This window comes from Rhizobium centroccidentale, assembly GCF_030182565.1.
Taxonomy (GTDB): Bacteria; Pseudomonadota; Alphaproteobacteria; order Rhizobiales; family Rhizobiaceae; genus Rhizobium.
On the sequence record NZ_JAQJCG010000010.1, the window covers coordinates 167,201 to 187,010 of the forward strand.

General features: G+C 59.5%; 24 protein-coding genes. 13 read left to right on the plus strand and 11 right to left on the minus strand.

Annotation, left to right across the window (positions count from 1 at the left end):
- Positions 1–13: 13 nt before the first annotated feature.
- From PH562_RS15595 to PH562_RS15625, 7 genes are all read left to right on the plus strand, one after another.
- A complete protein-coding gene (locus PH562_RS15595; protein ID WP_285174012.1) occupies positions 14–817 on the plus strand; it encodes an ABC transporter permease in 804 nt (267 codons plus the stop codon).
- On the plus strand, positions 814–1,644 hold the full coding sequence (locus PH562_RS15600; protein WP_285174014.1) for an ABC transporter permease: 831 nt from the start codon (positions 814–816) through the stop codon (positions 1,642–1,644). The genes PH562_RS15595 and PH562_RS15600 overlap by 4 nt, the downstream gene beginning before the upstream one ends.
- Positions 1,645–1,830: 186 nt before the next feature.
- The gene (locus tag PH562_RS15605) at positions 1,831–2,097 is read left to right on the plus strand and encodes an usg protein (protein WP_095435087.1); all 267 of its coding nucleotides are present in this window, start codon (positions 1,831–1,833) and stop codon (positions 2,095–2,097) included.
- 110 nt (positions 2,098–2,207) lie between these two features.
- Positions 2,208–3,032 carry a class I SAM-dependent methyltransferase gene (locus tag PH562_RS15610; RefSeq protein ID WP_285174016.1) on the plus strand — a complete coding sequence of 275 codons (825 nt, stop codon included), beginning with the start codon at positions 2,208–2,210 and terminating at the stop codon, positions 3,030–3,032.
- Positions 3,033–3,161: 129 nt separating this feature from the next.
- A complete protein-coding gene (locus tag PH562_RS15615) occupies positions 3,162–3,854 on the plus strand; it encodes a glutathione S-transferase family protein (protein ID WP_285174017.1) in 693 nt (230 codons plus the stop codon).
- Positions 3,847–4,191, plus strand: a complete 345-nt coding sequence (locus tag PH562_RS15620) for an ArsR/SmtB family transcription factor (protein ID WP_285174018.1) — start codon at positions 3,847–3,849, stop codon at positions 4,189–4,191. The genes PH562_RS15615 and PH562_RS15620 overlap by 8 nt, the downstream gene beginning before the upstream one ends.
- The gene (locus tag PH562_RS15625) at positions 4,188–4,664 is read left to right on the plus strand and encodes an SRPBCC family protein (protein ID WP_285174019.1); all 477 of its coding nucleotides are present in this window, start codon (positions 4,188–4,190) and stop codon (positions 4,662–4,664) included. The genes PH562_RS15620 and PH562_RS15625 overlap by 4 nt, the downstream gene beginning before the upstream one ends.
- Positions 4,665–4,760: 96 nt before the next feature.
- Here PH562_RS15625 and PH562_RS15630 read toward each other — a convergent pair whose 3' ends face one another.
- From PH562_RS15630 to PH562_RS15645, 4 genes are all read right to left on the minus strand, one after another.
- The gene (locus PH562_RS15630; protein ID WP_285174020.1) at positions 4,761–5,561 is read right to left on the minus strand and encodes an ABC transporter ATP-binding protein; all 801 of its coding nucleotides are present in this window, start codon (positions 5,559–5,561) and stop codon (positions 4,761–4,763) included.
- Between the two features lie 10 nt (positions 5,562–5,571).
- Positions 5,572–6,408 (minus strand): aliphatic sulfonate ABC transporter permease SsuC, encoded by an 837-nt coding sequence (gene ssuC, locus PH562_RS15635; RefSeq protein WP_285174021.1) that lies wholly within the window; start codon positions 6,406–6,408, stop codon positions 5,572–5,574.
- A 23-nt stretch (positions 6,409–6,431) separates the two neighbouring features.
- Entirely contained in the window at positions 6,432–7,607 is a 1,176-nt protein-coding gene (gene ssuD, locus PH562_RS15640; RefSeq protein WP_285174023.1) for an FMNH2-dependent alkanesulfonate monooxygenase, read from the minus strand.
- A gap of 193 nt (positions 7,608–7,800) precedes the next feature.
- On the minus strand, positions 7,801–8,769 hold the full coding sequence (locus tag PH562_RS15645) for a sulfonate ABC transporter substrate-binding protein (protein ID WP_285174024.1): 969 nt from the start codon (positions 8,767–8,769) through the stop codon (positions 7,801–7,803).
- A gap of 140 nt (positions 8,770–8,909) precedes the next feature.
- Here PH562_RS15645 and PH562_RS15650 point away from each other — a divergent pair, with 140 nt between their 5' ends.
- Positions 8,910–9,908, plus strand: a complete 999-nt coding sequence (locus PH562_RS15650) for an NAD(P)-dependent oxidoreductase (RefSeq protein WP_285174025.1) — start codon at positions 8,910–8,912, stop codon at positions 9,906–9,908.
- 62 nt (positions 9,909–9,970) lie between these two features.
- Here the strand turns inward: PH562_RS15650 and PH562_RS15655 are convergent, their stop codons facing one another.
- From PH562_RS15655 to PH562_RS15665, 3 genes are all read right to left on the minus strand, one after another.
- Positions 9,971–10,459 (minus strand): Lrp/AsnC family transcriptional regulator, encoded by a 489-nt coding sequence (locus PH562_RS15655; RefSeq protein ID WP_069613098.1) that lies wholly within the window; start codon positions 10,457–10,459, stop codon positions 9,971–9,973.
- Positions 10,460–10,526: 67 nt separating this feature from the next.
- A complete protein-coding gene (locus PH562_RS15660) occupies positions 10,527–11,159 on the minus strand; it encodes a uracil-DNA glycosylase family protein (protein WP_285174026.1) in 633 nt (210 codons plus the stop codon).
- Positions 11,156–11,731: a thermonuclease family protein gene (locus tag PH562_RS15665; RefSeq protein ID WP_483315354.1), complete on the minus strand. Its 576-nt coding sequence runs from the start codon at positions 11,729–11,731 to the stop codon at positions 11,156–11,158. The genes PH562_RS15660 and PH562_RS15665 overlap by 4 nt, the downstream gene beginning before the upstream one ends.
- A 123-nt stretch (positions 11,732–11,854) precedes the next feature.
- Between PH562_RS15665 and PH562_RS15670 the strand changes: the two genes are divergently transcribed.
- Complete coding sequence (locus tag PH562_RS15670; RefSeq protein WP_285174027.1) at positions 11,855–13,384, plus strand: sensor histidine kinase; 1,530 nt, start codon at positions 11,855–11,857, stop codon at positions 13,382–13,384.
- A 64-nt stretch (positions 13,385–13,448) separates the two neighbouring features.
- Here the strand turns inward: PH562_RS15670 and PH562_RS15675 are convergent, their stop codons facing one another.
- Together PH562_RS15675 and cobT are read right to left on the minus strand one after the other, a co-directional pair.
- On the minus strand, positions 13,449–13,841 hold the full coding sequence (locus tag PH562_RS15675) for a diacylglycerol kinase (RefSeq protein WP_092716218.1): 393 nt from the start codon (positions 13,839–13,841) through the stop codon (positions 13,449–13,451).
- Between the two features lie 184 nt (positions 13,842–14,025).
- Complete coding sequence (gene cobT / locus PH562_RS15680; RefSeq protein WP_113230674.1) at positions 14,026–15,042, minus strand: nicotinate-nucleotide--dimethylbenzimidazole phosphoribosyltransferase; 1,017 nt, start codon at positions 15,040–15,042, stop codon at positions 14,026–14,028.
- A gap of 127 nt (positions 15,043–15,169) precedes the next feature.
- On the opposite strand from cobT, the gene PH562_RS15685 reads away from it, so the two are divergent.
- From PH562_RS15685 to PH562_RS15700, 4 genes are all read left to right on the plus strand, one after another.
- Positions 15,170–15,946, plus strand: coding sequence for an adenosylcobinamide-GDP ribazoletransferase (locus PH562_RS15685; protein WP_285174030.1), 777 nt, complete (start codon positions 15,170–15,172; stop codon positions 15,944–15,946).
- A 19-nt stretch (positions 15,947–15,965) separates the two neighbouring features.
- Positions 15,966–16,187, plus strand: coding sequence for a DUF1289 domain-containing protein (locus PH562_RS15690; protein ID WP_112398367.1), 222 nt, complete (start codon positions 15,966–15,968; stop codon positions 16,185–16,187).
- Positions 16,184–16,885: a retropepsin-like aspartic protease family protein gene (locus tag PH562_RS15695; protein WP_285174032.1), complete on the plus strand. Its 702-nt coding sequence runs from the start codon at positions 16,184–16,186 to the stop codon at positions 16,883–16,885. The genes PH562_RS15690 and PH562_RS15695 overlap by 4 nt, the downstream gene beginning before the upstream one ends.
- A gap of 96 nt (positions 16,886–16,981) precedes the next feature.
- Positions 16,982–17,887 carry a DMT family transporter gene (locus tag PH562_RS15700; protein ID WP_285174033.1) on the plus strand — a complete coding sequence of 302 codons (906 nt, stop codon included), beginning with the start codon at positions 16,982–16,984 and terminating at the stop codon, positions 17,885–17,887.
- Positions 17,888–17,917: 30 nt separating this feature from the next.
- Here PH562_RS15700 and PH562_RS15705 read toward each other — a convergent pair whose 3' ends face one another.
- Entirely contained in the window at positions 17,918–18,448 is a 531-nt protein-coding gene (locus tag PH562_RS15705) for a GNAT family N-acetyltransferase (protein WP_285174034.1), read from the minus strand.
- Positions 18,445–19,776 (minus strand): bifunctional folylpolyglutamate synthase/dihydrofolate synthase, encoded by a 1,332-nt coding sequence (locus PH562_RS15710; RefSeq protein ID WP_285174035.1) that lies wholly within the window; start codon positions 19,774–19,776, stop codon positions 18,445–18,447. Before PH562_RS15710 ends, PH562_RS15705 begins: the two co-directional genes overlap by 4 nt.
- Positions 19,777–19,810 lie beyond the last annotated feature (34 nt).

Consider the following 19,810-nt stretch of genomic DNA (forward strand, 5'->3'; position numbering starts at 1 on the left):
GGGGAAATACAGCATGAGCGGATTGTTTTCCGCCCTTGGTTCCTTGTGGACCTGGTTGAGTACGATTTTTGACCCGTTATGTGGTCCGGCCGGACTGTTCACTCTGTTCGGTCAGAATACGATGCTCGCCTGCGGTGACACAGGATGGGGCGATGAGCTTGCCGGCGGGTTGAAGATTACCATCACCGTTTCGGTTCTAACGCTGCCGCTTGGCATCGTCATCGGCTTCTTTGTGGCGCTCGCGCAGCAATCTGAAGAGAAATCGCTGCGGCTCGCCGCCGGTGTCTTCACGACGATTTTCCGTGGTCTGCCGGAGCTGCTGACGCTCTTCATCATCTACTATGGCATGCAGATCCTCCTGCAGTCCGTGCTCGCGAAATTCGGTTATGACGGACCCGTTGAGATCAATGCCTTCGCGGCCGGCATGGTGGCGCTGGCAATCGTCTTTTCCGCCTATTGCTCGGAAGTCCTCCTCTCTGCCTTCAAGGCCATTCCCAAAGGCCAGTATGAGGCAGGCGATTCCCTTGGATTCCACAGGGCCCGAACCATGCGGCTTATCATCGTGCCGCAACTCGTGCGCATTTCCTTGCCAAATCTCGGGAACCTCTGGATGAACCTGCTGAAGGATACGTCTTACGTGTCCATCATCGGTCTCGCCGACATCATCAGGCAGACAGGGATCGCCGTCCGTGCCACCAAGGCGCCCTTCACCTTCTATTCCATCGCCTGCCTGTTTTATCTGACGCTGGCCGTCATCTCTTCCGTCGGCCTCTTCTATCTCGATCGATGGGCTAAACGTGCGGAGGTCCATCGATGAGCCATGCTGAAGTTCTGATCGCCGCGCAGCCGGCACCGCCGAAGACGATCAAGAAGCTGTCCAAGGCGCGGATCGCCGGCTATTTCTTTCTGACCCTCTGGGCCATTCTCGGTATTTCGCTGCTGGCAATGATTATAACCGGCTGGGATGTTGACAAGCTCGAAACCTATGGGCCACGGCTGCTTCACGGCCTCTGGATCACGGTCAAGCTGGTCGCCACATCCTTTATTCTCGGCGCGATTCTCTCGATACCGCTGGCCTTTGCCCGAATGTCGAGCAACAAGATCCTGAGCACGCTGACCTATTGCTATGTCTATCTGTTTCGCGGCACGCCGCTGCTGGCCCAGATTTTCATGGTCTATTACGGTTTCCCGAGCTTTCGCTGGTTCTTCGAGGATATCGGCCTCTGGTGGTTCTTCAAGGATCCCTTCTATTGCGGCGTCTTCGCCATGACGCTGAACACGGCGGCCTATCAGACGGAAATCGTCCGGGGCGCCATTCAGAGCGTGCCGAAGGGCCAGCGGGAAGCGGCCAGCGCGCTTGGTATCCATACCTGGATCGCCTTCCGCAAGATCATCATTCCACAAGCGCTCATCGTGGCGCTGCGTCCTTACGGCAACGAGATCATCCTGCTGATCAAGAGTTCGGCAACCGTCTCCATTATTACGGTCTTCGACCTGATGGGCGAAACACGCTATGCCTTCTCGCGGACCTACGACTACCAGATCTACCTCTGGGCAGCGATCTTCTATCTCGTGATCGTCGAACTCATGCGAAACGGCTGGGCGCGGATGGAAGGCGGGCTGACACGGCATCTCAAGCGCTGATCTCATAAAAGGCGGCGTTCGAAGCGCCGCCGTGGCAGCACTCTCGCATTGTTGCTGCTAGTGCATTGATTTCTGTGAATAAATTTCCTTCATGACATTTTTGTAAAGCTTGAGTTTACCATCTGCTGTTTCCATATTTGAGTGATCATGAGTCACGACAAGAATGGGAACGGAAAGAGAAAGCTCATGCATAACGACATGCAAAAGCAGTTGCACGGTTATGGGTTGACTACGGCGCAGATCTTCTACCGCCTGCCCGATCATCCGCAAATCCTCCAGACCTATATCTGGCAGGATTATGATCTCGCCCCGAACTTCCCGGAAATGCGCGGCTTCCTGAAATTCTGGCAGGAAACGCTGGATGGCCCACTGCATTCCGTGCGCTATGTCCATCGCAAGCTGATTTCAGCGACCGAATGGCGAGCTGTGAAGGGCGAATTCATCCTGCACTAGCCGCGTTGAGCCTTTGGCACACCGGTGCGCCGATTGGGCGAGACGGCAAGCATTGCAAAAGCCGATCAAGCGCCTTAATGCCTGCGTGACGAATGGAAGGGCTGTCACTCATGGCAAAGAAGAAGATCGACGAAGACGCGCTTGCGGAAGCCTATAACCGGGCACTGGAACTGGAGAAGGCGGGCGATATCGACGCCGCCGTTCAGGCCTATGAGAAGGTGCTGGCCCTAGACCCTGAAGACCACGGCGGCGCGGCCGTCCGCATTGCCTCCATGGGCCGCGGCGAGACGCCGGTGAAGGCGCCGGACGCCTATGTCGAGACGCTCTTCGATCAGCATGCCGAAGTTTTCGAGGATGTGCTGGTGGAGCAGCTCGGCTACCATGTTCCGGTCCTCGTTCGCCAGCGCCTGCAAGCCCTCGGCCTCGGCCCCTTCAAGCGCATGCTCGACCTCGGCTGCGGCACGGGCCTGACGGGCGGTACTCTGCGCGATATCGTCGAGGATATCACCGGGATCGACATTTCCGAGAACATGGTCGAAGTCGCCCATGAGAAGGACATCTACGAGACACTCTTCGTCGCCGAAGTCGAGGATTTCCTCGACGACAACGATGAGGATGCCTTCGATCTCATCACCGCGACGGATGTCCTGCCCTATCTCGGCGCGCTGGAGCCTCTCTTCTTCGGCACAGCCGAAAACATGACGCCAGGCGGCCTCTTCATCTTCTCTTCGGAAACCCTGCCTGAGGCGGTCATGGCCGGACGCCCCTATATGGTCGGCCCGCATCAGCGCTTCGCCCATTCCGAAGCCTATGTGCGCGAGCGGCTGACTGCGACCGGCTTCGAACTCGTCGAAATCACCGACATCAACGTCCGCATGGAAGATGGCCAGCCGACGCCGGGTCATCTGGTCATCGCCCGTCGTCTCGCCGATTGAGGCGAAATACATCACATCGAAAATAGTTACTCATTTGGATAACTATTTCCTTGCGCGGCAACCGGCGAGCTGATACTTAGCCATTCTGGTAAGTATCAGCTCGAACCTTGATATCAGAAAGGTCGCCGCATGTCCCTTATTCTCTACCAGCATCCCCTCGCCTCGTTCTGCCACAAGGTGTTGATGGCGCTCTATGAAAACGGGACGCCATTCAAAAGCCGTATCATCGATCTCGGCAATGCGGAATCGCGCGCCTCGCTTGTGCGCCTCTGGCCTCTCGCCAAGTTTCCAGTCCTGCGCGATGAAGCACTCGACAGCACCGTTCCCGAGACCAGTATCATCATCGAATATCTCGACCGGCATTATCCCGGCGGAACGCAGCTGTTGCCGACCGAACTTTCGGATGCCCTGTGCGTCAGGCTCTGGGATCGCTTTTTCGACCTGTATGTGCAGGAGCCGATGCAAGCGATTGTCGCCGACGTGCGCCGGGCGGAACAGGACCAACGCCCGCAAAGCGTCGCCGAAGCCGAGACCTTGCTGCGCACTGCTTATGGCATGATCGAAAAACAGCTGGACGGAAAAACTTGGATCACCGGAGACAATGTGACCATGGCGGATTGCGCCGCCGCACCGGCCCTATTTTACGCCCAAACGCTCGTTCCCTTCGGCGAGGAGCATGGCCGGCTGAAGGCCTATTATCGGCGCCTCCTTGAGCGCCCCTCCTTCGCCCGCGTCCTGCAGGAAGCAATGCCTTATTTCCATATGTACCCATATAGCGACAAGCTGCCGGCGCCGTTCCGGCCGGGAAAACCGAATGCTTGAGGAAACACAGGCGCTCGACCGCATGTTCCAAGCCCTCTCCGACCAGAGCCGGCGCGGCATGATCGACCGGCTCGGACGTGGACCGGCCTCAGTCACGGAACTGGCACAGCCGCTCGACATGGCACTGCCAACTGTGATGAAACATCTGCAGGTGCTTGAGGCGAGCGGACTGGTGCTGTCGCAAAAGGCCGGACGAGTGCGCACCTATCACCTGCGCAAGGAAGCGCTGGCAGCCATCGAGCGCTGGATCGCCGAGCGCAAGGCATCCTGGAACCGGGCCTTCGACCGGCTCGACCTCTTTCTCGCTGATACATCGACGGAGACGACGGACGAATGAGCATAAGATCCACAGATCATACGACGATCACCATAGAGCGTCATTTCAAAGCACCCCTGCCCAAGGTCTTCGATGCCTGGGCAATACCGGAGCAGAAGCAGCAATGGTTCGGCTGTCATGATGATTGGAAGCAGCTGGAGTTCCAGCTAGATTTCCGTGCCGGCGGCAGCGAAAGCAATCGCGTCGCCTCAACCGAGGGCGTCATTCATGCCTATCAGGCGCGCTATATCGACGTCGTCCAGAACGAGCGTTTCATCTATGCCTTCGACATGATGCTCGGCGACGTCAGAATCTCCGTATCGCTGGCAACAGCCAGCTTCGCCCCCGAGCCCGGTGGCACGAAAATGACCTTCGTCGAACAGGTCGTGTTCCTCGACGGCTACAGCGACAACGGCTCGCGGCTGATGGGTACGGAAATCGGCTTCGACAACCTCAAGCTCTATGTCGAGGGAGACGATAGCAGGCCGAACTAAAGCTATTCCAGGAAAAGTGCGTAGCGGTTTTCTGTCCGGAATTGCGTAAAAACAAAGAGCTAGAGCGTTTTCGCGATTAAGAAAAGCGGAAAAGCTCTAACCCCGTGCATCACCGAGGATTGCCGCCAGCAGCTGCCCTTCGAGCTCTGCGAGCGCCGGATTGCCATGGCGGCGCGGATGCGGATAGGGAATGGCAAGATCGAGCACGATCCTGCCCTCGTCCAGCACCACGACCCGATCAGCCAGATGCACGGCTTCGCTGACATCGTGAGTCACGAGCACAGCGGTAAAGCCGAGTTCACGCCAGACGCGGTTCAGCAGTTCCTGCATGCTGATGCGGGTCAAAGCATCCAGTGCACCGAGCGGTTCATCGAGGGCAAGGATACCGGGTTTGCTGACGAGCGCTCGGGCCAGCGCCACGCGCTGCTTCTGCCCGCCGGAAAGGCTGGACGGCCATTCGCCGGCTTTCTCGGCAAGCTGCACCTCGGAAAGAACGGATGCCGTCTCCTTGCGCGAGATATCCTGCGGCACACCCTCGCCCAGGCCCACCGCAACATTGTCCGCGACCGAAAGCCAGGGCAGCAGCCGCGGCTCCTGAAAGACGATGCGGGTATTGGGCTGTGTGTCACCGCCATCGACCGCTTCGAAGCGCAAATGGCCGGCGCTCGGCTCTTCCAGCCCCATCAGAATGCGCAGCAACGTGCTCTTCCCACAGCCGCTTTTACCGATGACGGCGACGAATTGGCCGGCGGGAATATCAAGATCGATGCCACGCAGGACGCGGTTGTTGCCGAAACTCTTCTCCAGACCCTTGATATGGATGGCTGCAGCGCCCGTAACCTGCGAGGCGACATTTTTATCTTCCGCCCGTGGGCGATCGAGTGTGTTGACGCTCATCGGAAGCTCCTCAATTCTGATAGGCCGGATTCCAACGCAAGGCCCTTCGCTCGATTGCCCGCGCAACGACATCGGCGAGCTTGCCGAGGATCGCGTAGATGACCAGCGTCAGCACCACGACATCGGTCATGCCGAACTCGCGGGCATTGTTGGCCATATATCCGATGCCTGACGATGCGGCGATCGATTCAGCGACGATCAACGTCAGCCACATGATGCCGAGAGCAAAGCGCAAGCCGACGAGAATGGACGGAAGTGCGCCGGGGAAGATGACCTTCCGGAACAGCGTCCAGTTGCTCATGCCGTAGACCCGTCCCATCTCGATCAGCCCGCGATCGACATTGCGCACGCCGTGGTAGGTGTTGAGATAGATCGGGAAAAGCACGCCGAGCGCCGTCAGGAACAGCTTGGATTCCTCGCCGATCCCGAACCAGAGAATGACGAGCGGCACCATGGCGAGATGCGGAATGGTGCGCAGCATCTGCAACGTCGTATCGGTCAATTGCTCCGACAGCCGTGACACGCCGTTGGCGATACCGAGCAGGAAGCCGATCGAGCCGCCGACCAGCAGGCCAGCAAAGGCGCGGCCGGCGCTGACGAGGATATTGTTCGGCAGTTGCCCGGAGATCGTGGTTTGCCAGAAGGCGACCACGACTGCCGCCGGCGACGGCATAATGCGGTTGGAGATCCATCCAAGCGACGAACCCAGCTGCCATGCCGCGATGACGACAACAGGAAGCAGGAAGGGCAGGAATCTCTGGAACGAGATGCCTTGCCGCGCGACCCTGGTCTGGCGCGTGCGTCGTTCCGAGGCCACGCGGGCGAAGGACGTGTCGAATGCCGACATGGGAATCTCCCTTTGATCTGGCGTTACGAGCCGGACACGACCTTGAGATTGCCGCCATGGCTGCCGCCCGCGAAAATCTGCTTTGCGCCGAACTCGTTGCGGAACCCGGCGCGCTGCTCGTCACGCTTCAATCCTAGCTCGGGGAAGAGCAGCTCGGCCACACGATAGGCTTCCTCCAGATGCGGATAGCCGGAGCCGATCACGGTTTCGATGCCGAGCTCCTGATATTCCCGCAACCTTGCAGCCACCGTCTTCGGCGATCCCACAAGCGCCGTACCCGCTCCGGCGCGCACCAGGCCGACACCGGCCCAGAGGTTCGGCGAAACTTCGAGCTTGTCGCGGCGACCGCCATGCAGCGCGGCCATGCGCTTCTGGCCAACGGAATCGGACTGATTGACGAATTGCTCCTGCGCTTCGCGGATTGTCTCGTCGTCGAGCTTCGAAATCAGCTTGTCGGCCGCAGCCCATGCCTCTTCGTCCGTCTCGCGAACAATGAAATGCAGGCGGATACCGAAGCTGACCTCACGTCCGCGCTTGGCAGCTGCGGCGCGAACCTTTGCGATTTTCTCTGCGACCAGCGCTGGCGGCTCACCCCAGGTCAGGTACTTATCGACGCGACCGACGGAGAATTCGATACCCGCATCCGACGATCCGCCGAAATAGAGCGGCGGGCGCGGTGCCTGCACCGGCGGCAGGCCGAGCCGCGCATTCGTCGCCTTGATATATTTTCCTTCGAAGGTGGACGACCCCGTCTCCAACAGCTCCTCCCAGACATGGAAGAATTCATCGGCATGGGCGTAGCGTTCGTCATGCTCGAGGTGAATACCGTCACCGGCGAGCTCTGCCGGGCTGCCGCCAACGACGATGTTGAGCAATACGCGGCCGTTTGAAACGCGATCAAGCGTCGAGGCGAGACGGGCGTAATAGGCGGGCGAGGCCGTACCCGGGCGGATAGCGACCAGAAACTTAAGCTTCTGCGTATGCGCCGAGAGCGCCGCAGCCGTCACGAAGGATTCTTCACAGGAAACACCGGTCGGCAAAAGCACGCCCGTATAACCCAGCCGATCGACTGCCTGCGCGATCTGCTGGAGATAGCCGATCTCCGGGCCGCGGTTGAGATCGGCCGTACCCAGATAGGTGCCGTCACCGGAGGTCGGGATGAACCAGAGAAAATCGATGGGGTTTGCGGTCGCGGTCATGAAGCTTTCCTGCTTTCTGGATGCGCGTGGTCGGGAGCCACCTCCCGATGTTCGATCCGGATAATGGCATAGACTATCGATTACATCGACAATATGGATTTTCTAATTGTCGGCGTTTGACGAAATATTTTGCCCATAAAGTCCACGCCCGTAGTGTGACGGGCACAGACGATATCCATGGGTCTGGTCAGCCTCAGCTCGCCTTTGGTCGCCAGACGATGTCCGTGACATTGAGCTTCTTCGGAACGATGCCAAGATTATAGAACTCGTCAGCCAGCCCTTGCTGATAGGCGATCGCCGCATCCGTAATGGTGGAGACGCCGCCAAGATTTGCACCCGGACGCGTCAGTGTCACCCGCGTCACCTCAGCCGGGACACCGGTGATTTCGGACAGGGCCTTAACGGTGCCGTCCAGATTCGATTGCGCCGCGGCCCCGACCTTGGCCAATTCATCGATGACATCGATGATGACCTGCGGGTTGCGCTTGGCGAAATCGCCATTTGCCAGGAAATAGCTGAAGGAATCGACGATGCCCCGCGCCGTCGCCAGGATGCGCGTATCCGGATCAGCCTCTGCAATGGCAAGATAGGGATCCCAGATCGACCAGGCGTCGATCGCGCCCGTCTTGAACGCAGCGGACGCATCCGGCGGTGCGAGATCGAGCGGCTGGATATCGGTGATCGTCAGCCCACCTTTACGAAGCGCCTTAACGGTGACGTTGTGGGCGCTGGAGCCACGCTTGAAGGCAACCTTCTTTCCCTTGAGGTCGGCAAGCGTCTGGATCGGCGAATCCTTGCGCACGAGAATGGCGGAGCTTTCGGGACTGCCGGTATAAAGGCCGACATAGAGCAGATTGCCATTGGCAGCCTGCGCAAACAGCGGCGGCACGTCGCCCGTGGCGCCGAAATCGAGAGCACCGGCGCCGAGAGCTTCCAGCAGCGGCGGCCCGGATGTGAATTCCGACCATTCCACGGATATGCCGCGATCGGAAAGCCGCTTCTCCAATGCCCCTTGACGCTTCGCCAATGCCAATACGCCGTTCTTCTGCCAGCCGATCCGAAGCGTCGTCGCCGCGGCCGCGCGTGACTGTCGAGCGGAAGGCAAAGCGAAAGCAGCCGCCGTCGCACCGAGAAGGCCGAGTGTCTGTCTGCGCGAAATCATCGAAGATCCCTTTTCATGTGGCCCCGGCGCTTCCGCGGCCATCGGCTCGTTGTCGATAGCCTAAGATCGCAAATCCATAGATTATATCGACAAAGGAAATTATGAAGATTCGCAACAGCAGCGAAATTCCATTCCAATAAATGAATAAAACGGAAATCAGATTTCAAATCACATGCCATGGTGACAAGTTGGCCGACAAATCGGTCTTTCGTCTCCCTGGCCTTTCGGCTAAGCCTTCGAAACAAATTCGGTCACGGAGTTATGAAATGGCAAAGGTCTCGTTCATCGGCATGGGCGTCATGGGCTATCCCATGGCCGGGCATTTGAAGGTCAAAGGCGGGCATGATGTCACCGTCTATAACCGCACCACCGCCAAGGCAGAGGCATGGGCCAAGCAATATGACGGCAAATTCGCCCCTACTCCGGCCGAAGCCGCTGCAGGCGCCGATTTCGTCTTCACCTGCGTCGGCAATGATGACGACCTGCGCTCGGTGACGACGGGTGAAAACGGCGTCCTTTCAACAATGAAGGCGGGTTCTATTCTTATCGACAACACCACCGCAAGCGCCGAAGTCGCTCGCGAGCTCTATGCCGCCGCCGGGGAAAAGGGCGTCGACTTCATCGACGCCCCGGTTTCCGGTGGACAGGCAGGCGCGGAAAACGGCGTGCTGACCGTCATGTGCGGCGGCGATGAAGCTGTATTCGAAAAAGCCCGCCCCGTCATCGACGCCTATGCGCGCATGGTCGGTCTGATGGGGCCGGTCGGCGCGGGACAGCTGACCAAGATGATCAACCAAATCTGCATTGCCGGCATCGTCCAGGGCCTAGCCGAAGGCATACACTTCGGCAAGCAGGCGGGGCTCGATATCGAGAAGGTCGTTGAGGTCATTTCCAAGGGAGCTGCGGGTTCCTGGCAGATGGAAAACCGCCACAAGACCATGAATTCAGGCAAATATGATTTCGGTTTTGCAGTGGACTGGATGCGCAAGGATCTCGGCATTGTGCTGGAGGAAGCCCGCCGCAACCAAGCCAAACTGCCGCTCACCGCCCTCGTCGACCAGTTCTACGGCGACGTCCAGGCGATGGGAGGAAATCGCTGGGACACCTCCTCGCTGCTCGCGCGCCTGGACAAGAAGTAAAAGGCTGCCGGGAAATCAACAGCTTCTGCTGAGCGCCTCATGAGAGCGGCGCTCAGTCTATGTCAGTCCTCGTTGGACTTGGCATTTTCCAGCAGCATGTAGTCAAGCGGCAGTTCCGTCGAATACTTGATCTGCTCCATCGCGAAAGCCGAGGAGACATCGCGGATTTCGATCTTGGCGATCATGCGCTTGTAGAAGGCATCATAGGCGGCGATATCCGGAACGACGACACGCAGCAGATAGTCGACATCGCCGCTCATACGATAGAATTCGACCACTTCCGGGAAATCGGCGATCACTTCCGAAAAGCGTTTCAGCCATTCGATGGAGTGGCTGTTGGTGCGGATGGACACGAAAACCGTGACCTTCGTGTTGACCTTCTCGGGGTCGAGCAAGGCCACGCGACGGCGAATGACGCCATCCTCTTCCATCTTCTGAATACGGCGCCAGCAGGGCGTCGTCGAGAGACCGACCTTCTTGGCAAGATCGGCTACGGCCAGAGTGGAATCCTCCTGCAGCAGGCGCAGGATTTTGCGGTCAAGACGGTCCATTTAAAGCATCCCTTCGAATTATATTCTCTCTATAGCGTATTTTTAGCGATAGAAAAGAAACTTTTTCTCAAGGAAGCAGGGTTTTCACACGTTGTTGCAAAACGGGAAGCAACTCGACCTCGAACCACGGGTTACGTTTCAGCCAGCCGCTGTTGCGCCAACTTGGATGCGGTAATGGCAGGATGGACGGCGACCGGTTGGTTAGAAGGTAACGCCGCCACTGCGCGACCGTCTCGGTCATCGATCCCATGCGCTCCGACCCAAGATGCCAAGCCTGCGCATATTGACCGATCGTCAGGATCAATTCGATCTGCGGCATCGCATCCATCGCCCGTTGCCGCCACAATGGCGCGCATTCCTTACGCGGCGGCAGGTCGCTTCCCGCCTTGTCATAGCCCGGAAAGCAGAAACCCATGCCCATTATGGCGAAATGATCCGGATTGTAGAAACTCTCGCGATCTACGGCGAGCCACTGACGCAAACGATCACCCGAGGCATCGTTAAATGGCAGGCCGCTCTCGTGAACGCGCAATCCCGGGGCCTGCCCTGCGATGAGTATCCGCGCAGTCGACGATAGTGTCGCAACCGGACGCGGCTCATGCGGCAGGCGATCCGCCTCGCCCTTGGCCGGCGCATCCCGGCAGAGACGGCAGGCCGCGATCGCCGAACGCAGGATCTGCAATTCGCTCTCCTGCTTCATGGGGCGCTCCACCCGACAAGCCGGCGCAAACAGCCGAACCATCCGGCAATCGGATCATCGCTATTGTCATGCGCCATGCGCTCCTCGCGCCGATAGTCGCCAGGCTTCTCGAAATCGCTAGCCCAAAGCCCGGCTTTCGCCTGCCGTGCGCTCCGCTCCTCGCTGGCATAAGCACCATAGGAAATCGCCATGCCACTGCGCACCATCGCGGCGTTGATATCGACATCGCCGGTGACGCATGTCACCAGCAGGCGACCATAGCGATCCCTCTCCCGTCCCCGGCATTCGGGCGCTCCGGTTTTAATCATTGTGGCAAGCGCCTTGCGTGCTTCTTCGCCGCAGGCCCAATCTGCGCCATTGCGTTGGCAGCGCTGCCGATATTCGGGAGTATCGATACCTTTCAGCCTCAAGCGCTCGCCATTGGCGGAAAGCGTGTCGCCATCGATGACATAAAAGCTGCCATTTTGAACGATTTCCGGTCGATTGTTCATCTTCAACGCGAATAATGCAAGAATGGCAAGCAGCGCGAAAGTCACCACGCCGTCACGAAACAGGCGGCGTGACCGCATCACGTTGTTGCCTCCTTTAAGAATAAATCCTTGGCGAAGATGGCAAACAAATCATTTCGGCGCAGCATCTTCTTAAGATTTGAACGCTAGTGTGTAGCCTCAGGCAGGCCAAGTTTCAATGTAACCATGAGCACCGGCGTCAGCACATCGACAGATAAAAACATTGTCGACCGATCGCGCAGTCACCGTAACCGGGCTGTGTCGAAGGCCGTGCGGCAAACGCGCGAGCGCCTGCAAAGCGGCCATAGCCGCAATTTCGATCGCGAACTGATGATGATGCATATCGACACCTTGCGGCAGAGTGCGGCCGTCGTGCCGATCTTCGTCATCGTCGTTGCCGTTCTCGGCGTCTACCTGACGCATGATGCGGGCATTCTCTTCTGGACCATTCCGATCCTGACGGCCCATGCCATCAACATGCTGATCGGACGGCGCGCCAAGAAGCAGGAAATGTCGGCCGAAAGCGCCAGAAAGTGGCGACAGCTGCTCTTGCTGGGGCAATTGCTCGTGGGCTTCTGTTGGGCGCTCTTCGCGATGCAAAACTGTGCGACCTGCGGTGGCGACAGTTTCGCCTTCTACAAAGGGACGACGCTGCTTGCGGCGATCTGCATTACGGCCATGTCCAGCTTCATGCTGCCGCGGGCCGTTCCGTTTTCCTTCGCACCGGCGACCGTGGCGCTGGCCGTCGCCGCGATCCTCACGCGAAGGCCTTCCGACATCGCCCTCACCGCCGCCATTTCGGTTGCCGTGATATTCTTCAGCTTCATCACCAACCGCATGTATCAGTCGAACCTGAAGATCCTCTCTTTCCAATCGGAAAAGGACGATCTGATCGCGGAGCTCGAAGTCGCGAAATCGATGTCTGACGAGGCGCGCCGCCGTGCCGAGGAGGCAAACCTAGCCAAGTCGCGCTTTCTTGCTTCCATGTCGCATGAGCTTAGAACGCCGCTGAATGCGATCCTCGGCTTTTCCGAGGTCATGTCGGCGGAGGTCATGGGGCCGCTCAACAACCCGACCTATCGCGAATACACCAGTGACATCCATCGATCCGGCCAGCACCTGCTCAACCTGATCAACGAAATCCTCGATCTATCGCGCATCGAGGCCGGCAAATACGAACTGAACGAGGAAGCGATTTCCCTCCTCGATATTGCCGAGGATTGCATCGGCATGGTGCAGTTGCGCGCCCGCGCCAAGAACATTTCGATCTCATCGCAATTCGAAGCGCAGCTGCCTTCCGTCTGGGCCGATGAGAAATCGATGCGCCAAGTGATCCTCAACCTCCTGTCGAATGCGGTCAAATTCACGCCGCAAGGCGGCGAGATCAGCGTCAAGGTCGGCTGGACGGCTGGCGGAGGAGAATATGTAGCGATCAAGGACAACGGCCCGGGCATCCCCGAAGAGGAGATCCCGATTGTCCTGTCCGCCTTCGGCCAGGGCTCCATCGCCATCAAGAGCGCCGAACAGGGCACGGGCCTCGGACTGCCGATCGTACAGGCTATTCTCGCCAAGCATGACGGTCAGTTCATGCTGAAATCCAAGCTGCGGGAAGGCACGGAAGTCATCGCCATCCTGCCGCCCAAGCGCGTACTGCAAAGTCTGCCGGCGGTCGAGGATGCCCCACTCGCCGAGCGGCGCAAGAAGAGCTTCGCTTAAACAAAGCCCAAACGCTGATCGCTGGAGGACGGAAAACCGCTACGCACTTTTCCTGGAATTGCTTTTAGCGGAACAGCAGATGGCTGCCGATAACGTAAAGAAGGTAGATGCCGGACGCGACCAGCATGCACAGAACGGCAAACGAGCCGAGATCCTTGGCGTGCTTGCCGACGTTGGAAATCTCCGGCGAGATTCGGTCAATCACCTCTTCCACCGCCGTATTCATGGCTTCGACTGCGAAGACAGCGAGGAACAAGACCATCGCGATGACGATCTCACCGATGGTCGCACCGACGGCGATCAACAGGATCAGTCCCACTCCGGCAAAAAGGAGTTCCTGGCGAAAGGCCGATTCCTGCAACAGGCGCTGAAATCCGCCCCAGGAATAGCCGGCGGCGGCGAAAAAATGCCGAATCCCGGTCTCCTTATTGACCGCTGATTTTGAAAACTCAGCCATTCGCGCTCCGCCCGTATTGTCCCGGTTGCAATCTGGATGCCTTGCGAATACCGCCTCACCGTGGGCGAAGCAAGGCGACACGTCCTCGTCGCCTCAGAATTCATTGCAGATTTATGACGAAAAACCGATCATCTACAGGAAATTGAGCGGCGAAACGCTTATTTCAACGCCTCGCCGCCACATTTCAGTGCTTGTTCGTAACGCCAGCGCTTTCGAAGGTCGCCATGCCCGAATGGCAGGCAGCCGCAGCCTTGACGATGCCTGCCGCCAACGCGGCCCCCGTACCTTCGCCAAGTCGCATGCCGAGCGCCAGAAGCGGCGTCTTTCCGAGCTTTTCGATCGAACGGAGATGACCCGGCTCGGCCGAGACGTGTCCGATCAGGCAATGATCGAGGGCAGAGGGATTGGCAGCCTTGAGAATAGAGGCGGCGGCGGTCGCGACATAGCCGTCGATGATGACTGGGATACGTTCCATGCGCGCGGCAAGGATGGCGCCGGCCATGGCGGCGATCTCGCGGCCGCCAAGGCGGCGCAGGATTTCCAGCGGATCGGAGAGATGATCGCGATGGAGCGCCACCGCCTTCTCGACGGCAGCGATCTTACGCTTCAGCATCTCGCCTTCCGAGCCGGTGCCTGGGCCAACCCAGTCTTCGGCCTTGCCGCCATAGAGCGCGTAATGAATGGCCGCGGCGATCGTGGTATTGCCGATGCCCATTTCGCCGATACAGAGCAGGTCGGTACCGCCGGCAATCGCTTCCATGCCGAAGGCCATGGTGGCTGCGCAGTCGCGCTCGCTTAGCGCCGGCTCTTCGGTGATATCGCCGGTCGGAAAATCGAGCGCGAGGTCGAAGACCTTGAGGCCGAGATCATAGGCAACGCAGATCTGATTGATGGCCGCACCGCCGGCTGCGAAATTCTCCACCATCTGCTGGGTCACTGAAGGCGGAAATGGCGTAATTCCCTGCTTGGTGACGCCATGATTACCGGCAAAGATTGCCACCAGGGGCCGGGTCACGGCCGGCGGACGACCGGTCCAGGCGGCCAGCCAGAAAGCGATTTCCTCTAGTCTTCCAAGCGCGCCCGGCGGCTTGGTGAGCTGCGCATCACGTTCGCGCGCGGCCACGAGCGCCCGGGCATCCGGGCCTGGAAGGTCGCGCAGCAATGCGCGGAAATCGTCGAATGGGAGGCCGCTGACGCTCATGAATGCGTTCCTTGTCTTTTGGTCTCAAATCGGGTTCTTTGCGTGCGACTCTATTAGTCCTGGGAATCGGCGTGAACAACTCCAAAAGCGCCCGATGCTGTCGCGCGTATGGCGGGGAGAAGAAGAAATGCGGGAATATATGCGTGACATCGCACGCTCCGTCGCTTTCTTGAGCCGCATTCCCGTGCCGTCGTCCTTCTTCGAAGGCGACGACGGCAAGCTCTCGCGTGTTTCACGCGCTTTTCCTGTCTCCGGCCTGCTGATCGCCCTGCCCTCTGCACTGACCTTCAGCGTTCTGCTTGCCCTGAACGCCGATCCGTTGATGGCCGCATTGCTGGCGCTTGCCGTGCACACGCTCCTGACCGGCGCCCTCCATGAAGACGGGCTCAGCGACACGGCGGACGGATTGGGTGGTGGCAAGGACCGCGAACGCGCGCTCGAAATCATGAAGGACAGCCGTATCGGCACGTACGGGGCGGCAGCGTTGATACTGTCCTTCGGGTTGCGAGCGGCAGCACTTGCCGCCATCGCCCGGCATCTTTCGCCTGAGGACGCCGCTGTCGCAATCCTCGCTGCCGCCACCTTGAGCCGCGGTGCCATGGTCTGGCATTGGTACGCCCTGCCACCAGCCAAACCGGATGGGATCGCGGCATCGGCGGGCAAGCCGGATGGCGACGCCATGCAGCTGGCGCTGCTCGCGACACTTGGTCTTGCGATACTGCTCGTCGGTCCTGCCATGGGTGTTCCGGCGCTGGTTGGCTGCCTTCTTGCAACAAGCGTCGCGGCGTTTCTGGTCACGCGATATATCCGTCAAAAATTGGCTGGCCATACAGGCGATACGATCGGTGCGACCCAGCAGATTTGCGAGATCGCGTCGCTCTGTACCCTTGCCATGTGCGTTTGAAGCATCGATATATGATCCCATGCTGACACCTTGCATCCTCGTCTGCTCCATCGACCAGAATACCGGCTATTGCTTCGGTTGCGGCCGCACATCAGCCGAAATCGGCGCGTGGATGAACTATAGCGATGACGAACGGCGTCAGATCATGGAAATGCTTCCGGAGCGCCTGACCAAGGTCGAGCGCAAGCCACGTCGGGAGACCCGCCGCCAAAGGATGGCACGGGAGCGCAGTGCCGTATGAACCGCCTGAACATCGTTCTCGCCATTCTCGGTATCGGCCTCGCACTGCTCGTCTTCAACAATAATACCGGCTCCACCTTCGGCATGCGCAATGACGACTTCGCGCGTGTCGTCTATCTAGTACCGATCGCCCTGATGATGAGCGCCGCAGTCTGGGCGAGCCGGCATACGGTCAGCCAGTCGATCCGCAACCTGCTGATCTGGTTCGTCATCATCATGGCGCTTGCAACCGTCTATATCTATCGCCGCGATGCCGAACAGGTTGGCAACCGCGTCTTCGCCGGCCTGATGCCCGGCCACGCCGTCGTCGTCACGACGAGCGAAGGCGGTCAGGAAGTCATCCTTCACAAGCGCTCGAACGGGCATTTCGAAGCGCGCGTCATGATCAATGGCCAGCCGATCGATATGCTGATCGACACCGGCGCCAGCACCATCGCCTTATCGCAGGAAGACGCCGAGCGCGTCGGCATCATTCCGGAGAACCTCACCTATTCGCAGACGGTACTGACCGCCAACGGCCGCGCCAGGGCGGCTCCCGTGGAACTCGGCTCGGTGGCAATCGGCCCCATCAAGCGCAGGGATGTCGAAGCGAGCGTGGCCGAAGCAGGCAGGCTCGATCAGAGCCTGCTCGGCATGAGCTTTCTCGAAACCCTGGGGTCCATGCAGATGCAAACCGACGAGCTTCGGCTGCGCGACTAACGAACCACGCATGCGATAGTTCGGCTGGGAGCGAAGCATTCGCCAGTCTATTCACTCTAAAAGAGGGCATGTCCAAACCTTATAAGAGTGAACACGATGATGCCGGCGAGACCTAATCTGACGACGGAACTTCTGCTTCTCCTCGCCCTCGCCACCTGCTGGGGCGCCTCCTACACCTTCATCCGCGTCGGTGTTGCGACCATTCCACCGATCACCCTGATCGCCGCCCGCACCCTGATCGCCGGTCTCGTTCTGCTTGCGGTCATTCGCTGGCGTGGTCTGAATCTGCCGCACGACGCCGGCACCTGGAAGCGCTTCCTCATTCAATCCTGCCTCAACAGCGCCATTCCCTTCACGCTGATCGCCTGGGCGGAACAGACTGTCGATGCCGGCCTTGCGACTATATTGAATTCCACGACGCCGATTTTCGCCTCTCTGATTGCCGCCTTCCTGCTGCGCAGCGAACCGCTGACGGGACGCAAGCTTTTCGGCGTGATTGCCGGTATGGCCGGTATCTGCCTGATCATCGGCCTCGATGCGTTGCATGGAATGGGCCGCCAGCTGTTGCCGCAGCTCGCAGTCGTCGCGGCGTCGATCTGCTATGCCTGCGCCGCCCTCTTCGGTCGCAATTTCAAGGGACTGGACCCGATGATGCCGGCAGCCGGCTCGTTGCTTTGCGGTGCCGTCTTCCTGATCCCGGCGAGCCTGATTGTCGAACATCCCTGGCAGATTGCGCCGTCGACAGCCTCGATCCTGGCACTGCTCGGCCTGTCGGTCGTCTCCACCGCACTTGCCTTCAGCATCTATTTCCGGCTTATCCAGACCCTGGGCTCGGTCGGCACGACGGCGCAGGCCTATCTTCGCGTCCCGATCGGCGTCGGCATCGGTGTTACCTTCCTCGGCGAGCCTCTCTCCCCGACGGCAGCCATCGGCCTTGTCTGTGTCGTGGCAGGCGTCATGGCCATGACCATCGCGCCACGCAAGCGGATCGCGGCCAGCTGAAACCGATCTTGATCGGCCTGCATGGGATAATCAGATCAGAACGGACAAGTCGTCCCACGCGAAAATGAAGTTGTCGGAGCGCCAGACCGGACCCGGATCCGTGTACCGACCGATCAATTGCCCTCCAAGCGCGCGATAGAAGGCGATCGCGGGCTCGTTGCCGACGACAACGCCGAGCGCGGCGCCCGAATATCCCATGGCAGCAAACTCTTCCATCATTGCCCGCATGAGCCGGCGGCCAAGTCCCTGGCGTTTGATGGAGGGATCGATGTAGAGCGATTTTATCTCACCGCGCCCCTCGAATGCTGGCTCGGACGCAGCTGCAATCGCGCCGATGCCGACAAGTCGCGCACCTTGTTCAGCCAGGAACACACGCTGATCCCGACGCGGGGTGGCCAGCATATCGGCCCATCGCGCGCGACGGTAATCTTCATCAAGGATTCGATAGACTTCGGCGGGCACCAGATCGCGATAGGTATCGCACCAGATCGCGCGATGCAGCCTGGCGATGTCAGCAACATCACCGGTGAGCGCGGGCCTGATCTCTATGTCCGTCATCATTGGGCATTTCTGACGACGGTACTACGCAGCGCACCGACGAGATAGAGCGAACCGGTAACAAGCATCCAGCCGCCGCGCTCAGCGGCTTTCACCGTCGCCCGATCCAGCGCCCTGTGCGGGTCGGGCTCGGCTTCGCAACTCATACCCAAGGACCTCCCCAACGCTTCCAGCTCGATCGCTGGATGGGCCCGCCCCGATCCGGACGCTTCCGTAAAGACAGCATAAGCCGCGTATCGCGATAACACATCCAGAAAGCCGGGCGCATCCTTGTCCGACGCCAGCGCGACGATGGCAACACATTCGCCGCTGACCGAGGAGGAGCGCGTGATATCGCGCAACACAGCCTCGATATTGAACGGCACATGTGCCCCATCCATGATCATGGGCAGGCTTTGCCGCCCCTTTGCCAATACAGGCGACAGAGAGACGTCGAAACGCTCCATCCGCCCCGGCAGACACGCCTTGTCGATTACAGCTTTTTCGAGCAGCCATGCACCGATCGGCTGACCCTTTTCGCCTCCCTCCCGCACACTCTCACCCTGCCGCCCCAGATGATCGAACGCGAGTCCGACCAGGGCGATATTCGTCTCAGCAATCGTCGCGTCTTCGGGAAGGTCGGTTCGAAGCACCTTGCAGCCCAGCTCATCGGCACGCTGCTGCAACACCTGTCCTGCGACATCGCCGGCGGCAAGCGTCGTCACAAGCGTCGCGCCGGGCTTCAATATGCCGACTTTCTCCCGCGCGATCGCCTCGCGCGTGCTTCCCAGAATCTCCGTGTGCTCAAGGCCGATATTCGTGACGATCGCGACTTCGCCGAAGACCACATTCGTCGAATCCAGCCTGCCGCCTAGCCCGACCTCGACCACGACCCAGCTCAAACCGGCGTCCCTGAAGACGACGAAAGCGGCCGCCGTTATCACGTCGAACCAGGTGGCGTCCTCAGCCGCGGTTGCCGCCCGCTTCGCGTCCTCATAGCTGTCCAGAACCTGCGTGATTGCCGTCGCCAGTGCATCGTCCTCGACCTCCTGGCCGAGAATGCTGACACGCTCATTCACCCGATCGACATGTGGCGACCCATAACGTCCGATCCGCCAGCCAGCCCGCAGCAATCCAGCCTCGAGGAGCGCCGACACAGATCCCTTACCCTTGGTGCCGGCGACGTGGACGGCGCGGAAGCTCCGATGAGGGTTGCCCAAGCGCTGCATGAGATCGAGCATCGGCTCGAGACCGACCCGCATCTCTCCACGCGGCTTGCGCTCCCAATTGGTCAGTTGATCGAGCCGGGAAAGTACCTGGGACAGCGAAGGATTGAGTGGCGCCTGCGACATTGGATGCTTTTCCTGGACATTTGTTGCGGCTGCA

Excerpts from the sequence above, each read along its gene's own strand:
- PH562_RS15645 (WP_285174024.1), bottom strand. The coding sequence starts at position 8,769 with ATGATTTCGCGCAGACAGACACTCGGCCTTCTCGGTGCGACGGCGGCT.
- PH562_RS15660 (WP_285174026.1), bottom strand. The coding sequence starts at position 11,159 with ATGAAGCAGGAGAGCGAATTGCAGATCCTGCGTTCGGCGATCGCGGCC.
- PH562_RS15650 (WP_285174025.1), top strand. The coding sequence starts at position 8,910 with ATGAATAAAACGGAAATCAGATTTCAAATCACATGCCATGGTGACAAG.
- PH562_RS15685 (WP_285174030.1), top strand. The coding sequence starts at position 15,170 with ATGCGGGAATATATGCGTGACATCGCACGCTCCGTCGCTTTCTTGAGC.
- PH562_RS15595 (WP_285174012.1), top strand. The coding sequence starts at position 14 with ATGAGCGGATTGTTTTCCGCCCTTGGTTCCTTGTGGACCTGGTTGAGT.
- PH562_RS15620 (WP_285174018.1), top strand. The coding sequence starts at position 3,847 with ATGCTTGAGGAAACACAGGCGCTCGACCGCATGTTCCAAGCCCTCTCC.
- PH562_RS15600 (WP_285174014.1), top strand. The coding sequence starts at position 814 with ATGAGCCATGCTGAAGTTCTGATCGCCGCGCAGCCGGCACCGCCGAAG.
- PH562_RS15625 (WP_285174019.1), top strand. The coding sequence starts at position 4,188 with ATGAGCATAAGATCCACAGATCATACGACGATCACCATAGAGCGTCAT.
- PH562_RS15610 (WP_285174016.1), top strand. The coding sequence starts at position 2,208 with ATGGCAAAGAAGAAGATCGACGAAGACGCGCTTGCGGAAGCCTATAAC.
- PH562_RS15630 (WP_285174020.1), bottom strand. The coding sequence starts at position 5,561 with ATGAGCGTCAACACACTCGATCGCCCACGGGCGGAAGATAAAAATGTC.
- PH562_RS15700 (WP_285174033.1), top strand. The coding sequence starts at position 16,982 with ATGATGCCGGCGAGACCTAATCTGACGACGGAACTTCTGCTTCTCCTC.
- PH562_RS15615 (WP_285174017.1), top strand. The coding sequence starts at position 3,162 with ATGTCCCTTATTCTCTACCAGCATCCCCTCGCCTCGTTCTGCCACAAG.
- ssuC (WP_285174021.1), bottom strand. The coding sequence starts at position 6,408 with ATGTCGGCATTCGACACGTCCTTCGCCCGCGTGGCCTCGGAACGACGC.
- PH562_RS15605 (WP_095435087.1), top strand. The coding sequence starts at position 1,831 with ATGCATAACGACATGCAAAAGCAGTTGCACGGTTATGGGTTGACTACG.
- ssuD (WP_285174023.1), bottom strand. The coding sequence starts at position 7,607 with ATGACCGCGACCGCAAACCCCATCGATTTTCTCTGGTTCATCCCGACC.
- PH562_RS15655 (WP_069613098.1), bottom strand. The coding sequence starts at position 10,459 with ATGGACCGTCTTGACCGCAAAATCCTGCGCCTGCTGCAGGAGGATTCC.
- PH562_RS15705 (WP_285174034.1), bottom strand. The coding sequence starts at position 18,448 with ATGATGACGGACATAGAGATCAGGCCCGCGCTCACCGGTGATGTTGCT.
- PH562_RS15710 (WP_285174035.1), bottom strand. The coding sequence starts at position 19,776 with ATGTCGCAGGCGCCACTCAATCCTTCGCTGTCCCAGGTACTTTCCCGG.
- PH562_RS15675 (WP_092716218.1), bottom strand. The coding sequence starts at position 13,841 with ATGGCTGAGTTTTCAAAATCAGCGGTCAATAAGGAGACCGGGATTCGG.
- cobT (WP_113230674.1), bottom strand. The coding sequence starts at position 15,042 with ATGAGCGTCAGCGGCCTCCCATTCGACGATTTCCGCGCATTGCTGCGC.
- PH562_RS15690 (WP_112398367.1), top strand. The coding sequence starts at position 15,966 with ATGCTGACACCTTGCATCCTCGTCTGCTCCATCGACCAGAATACCGGC.
- PH562_RS15670 (WP_285174027.1), top strand. The coding sequence starts at position 11,855 with ATGAGCACCGGCGTCAGCACATCGACAGATAAAAACATTGTCGACCGA.
- PH562_RS15695 (WP_285174032.1), top strand. The coding sequence starts at position 16,184 with ATGAACCGCCTGAACATCGTTCTCGCCATTCTCGGTATCGGCCTCGCA.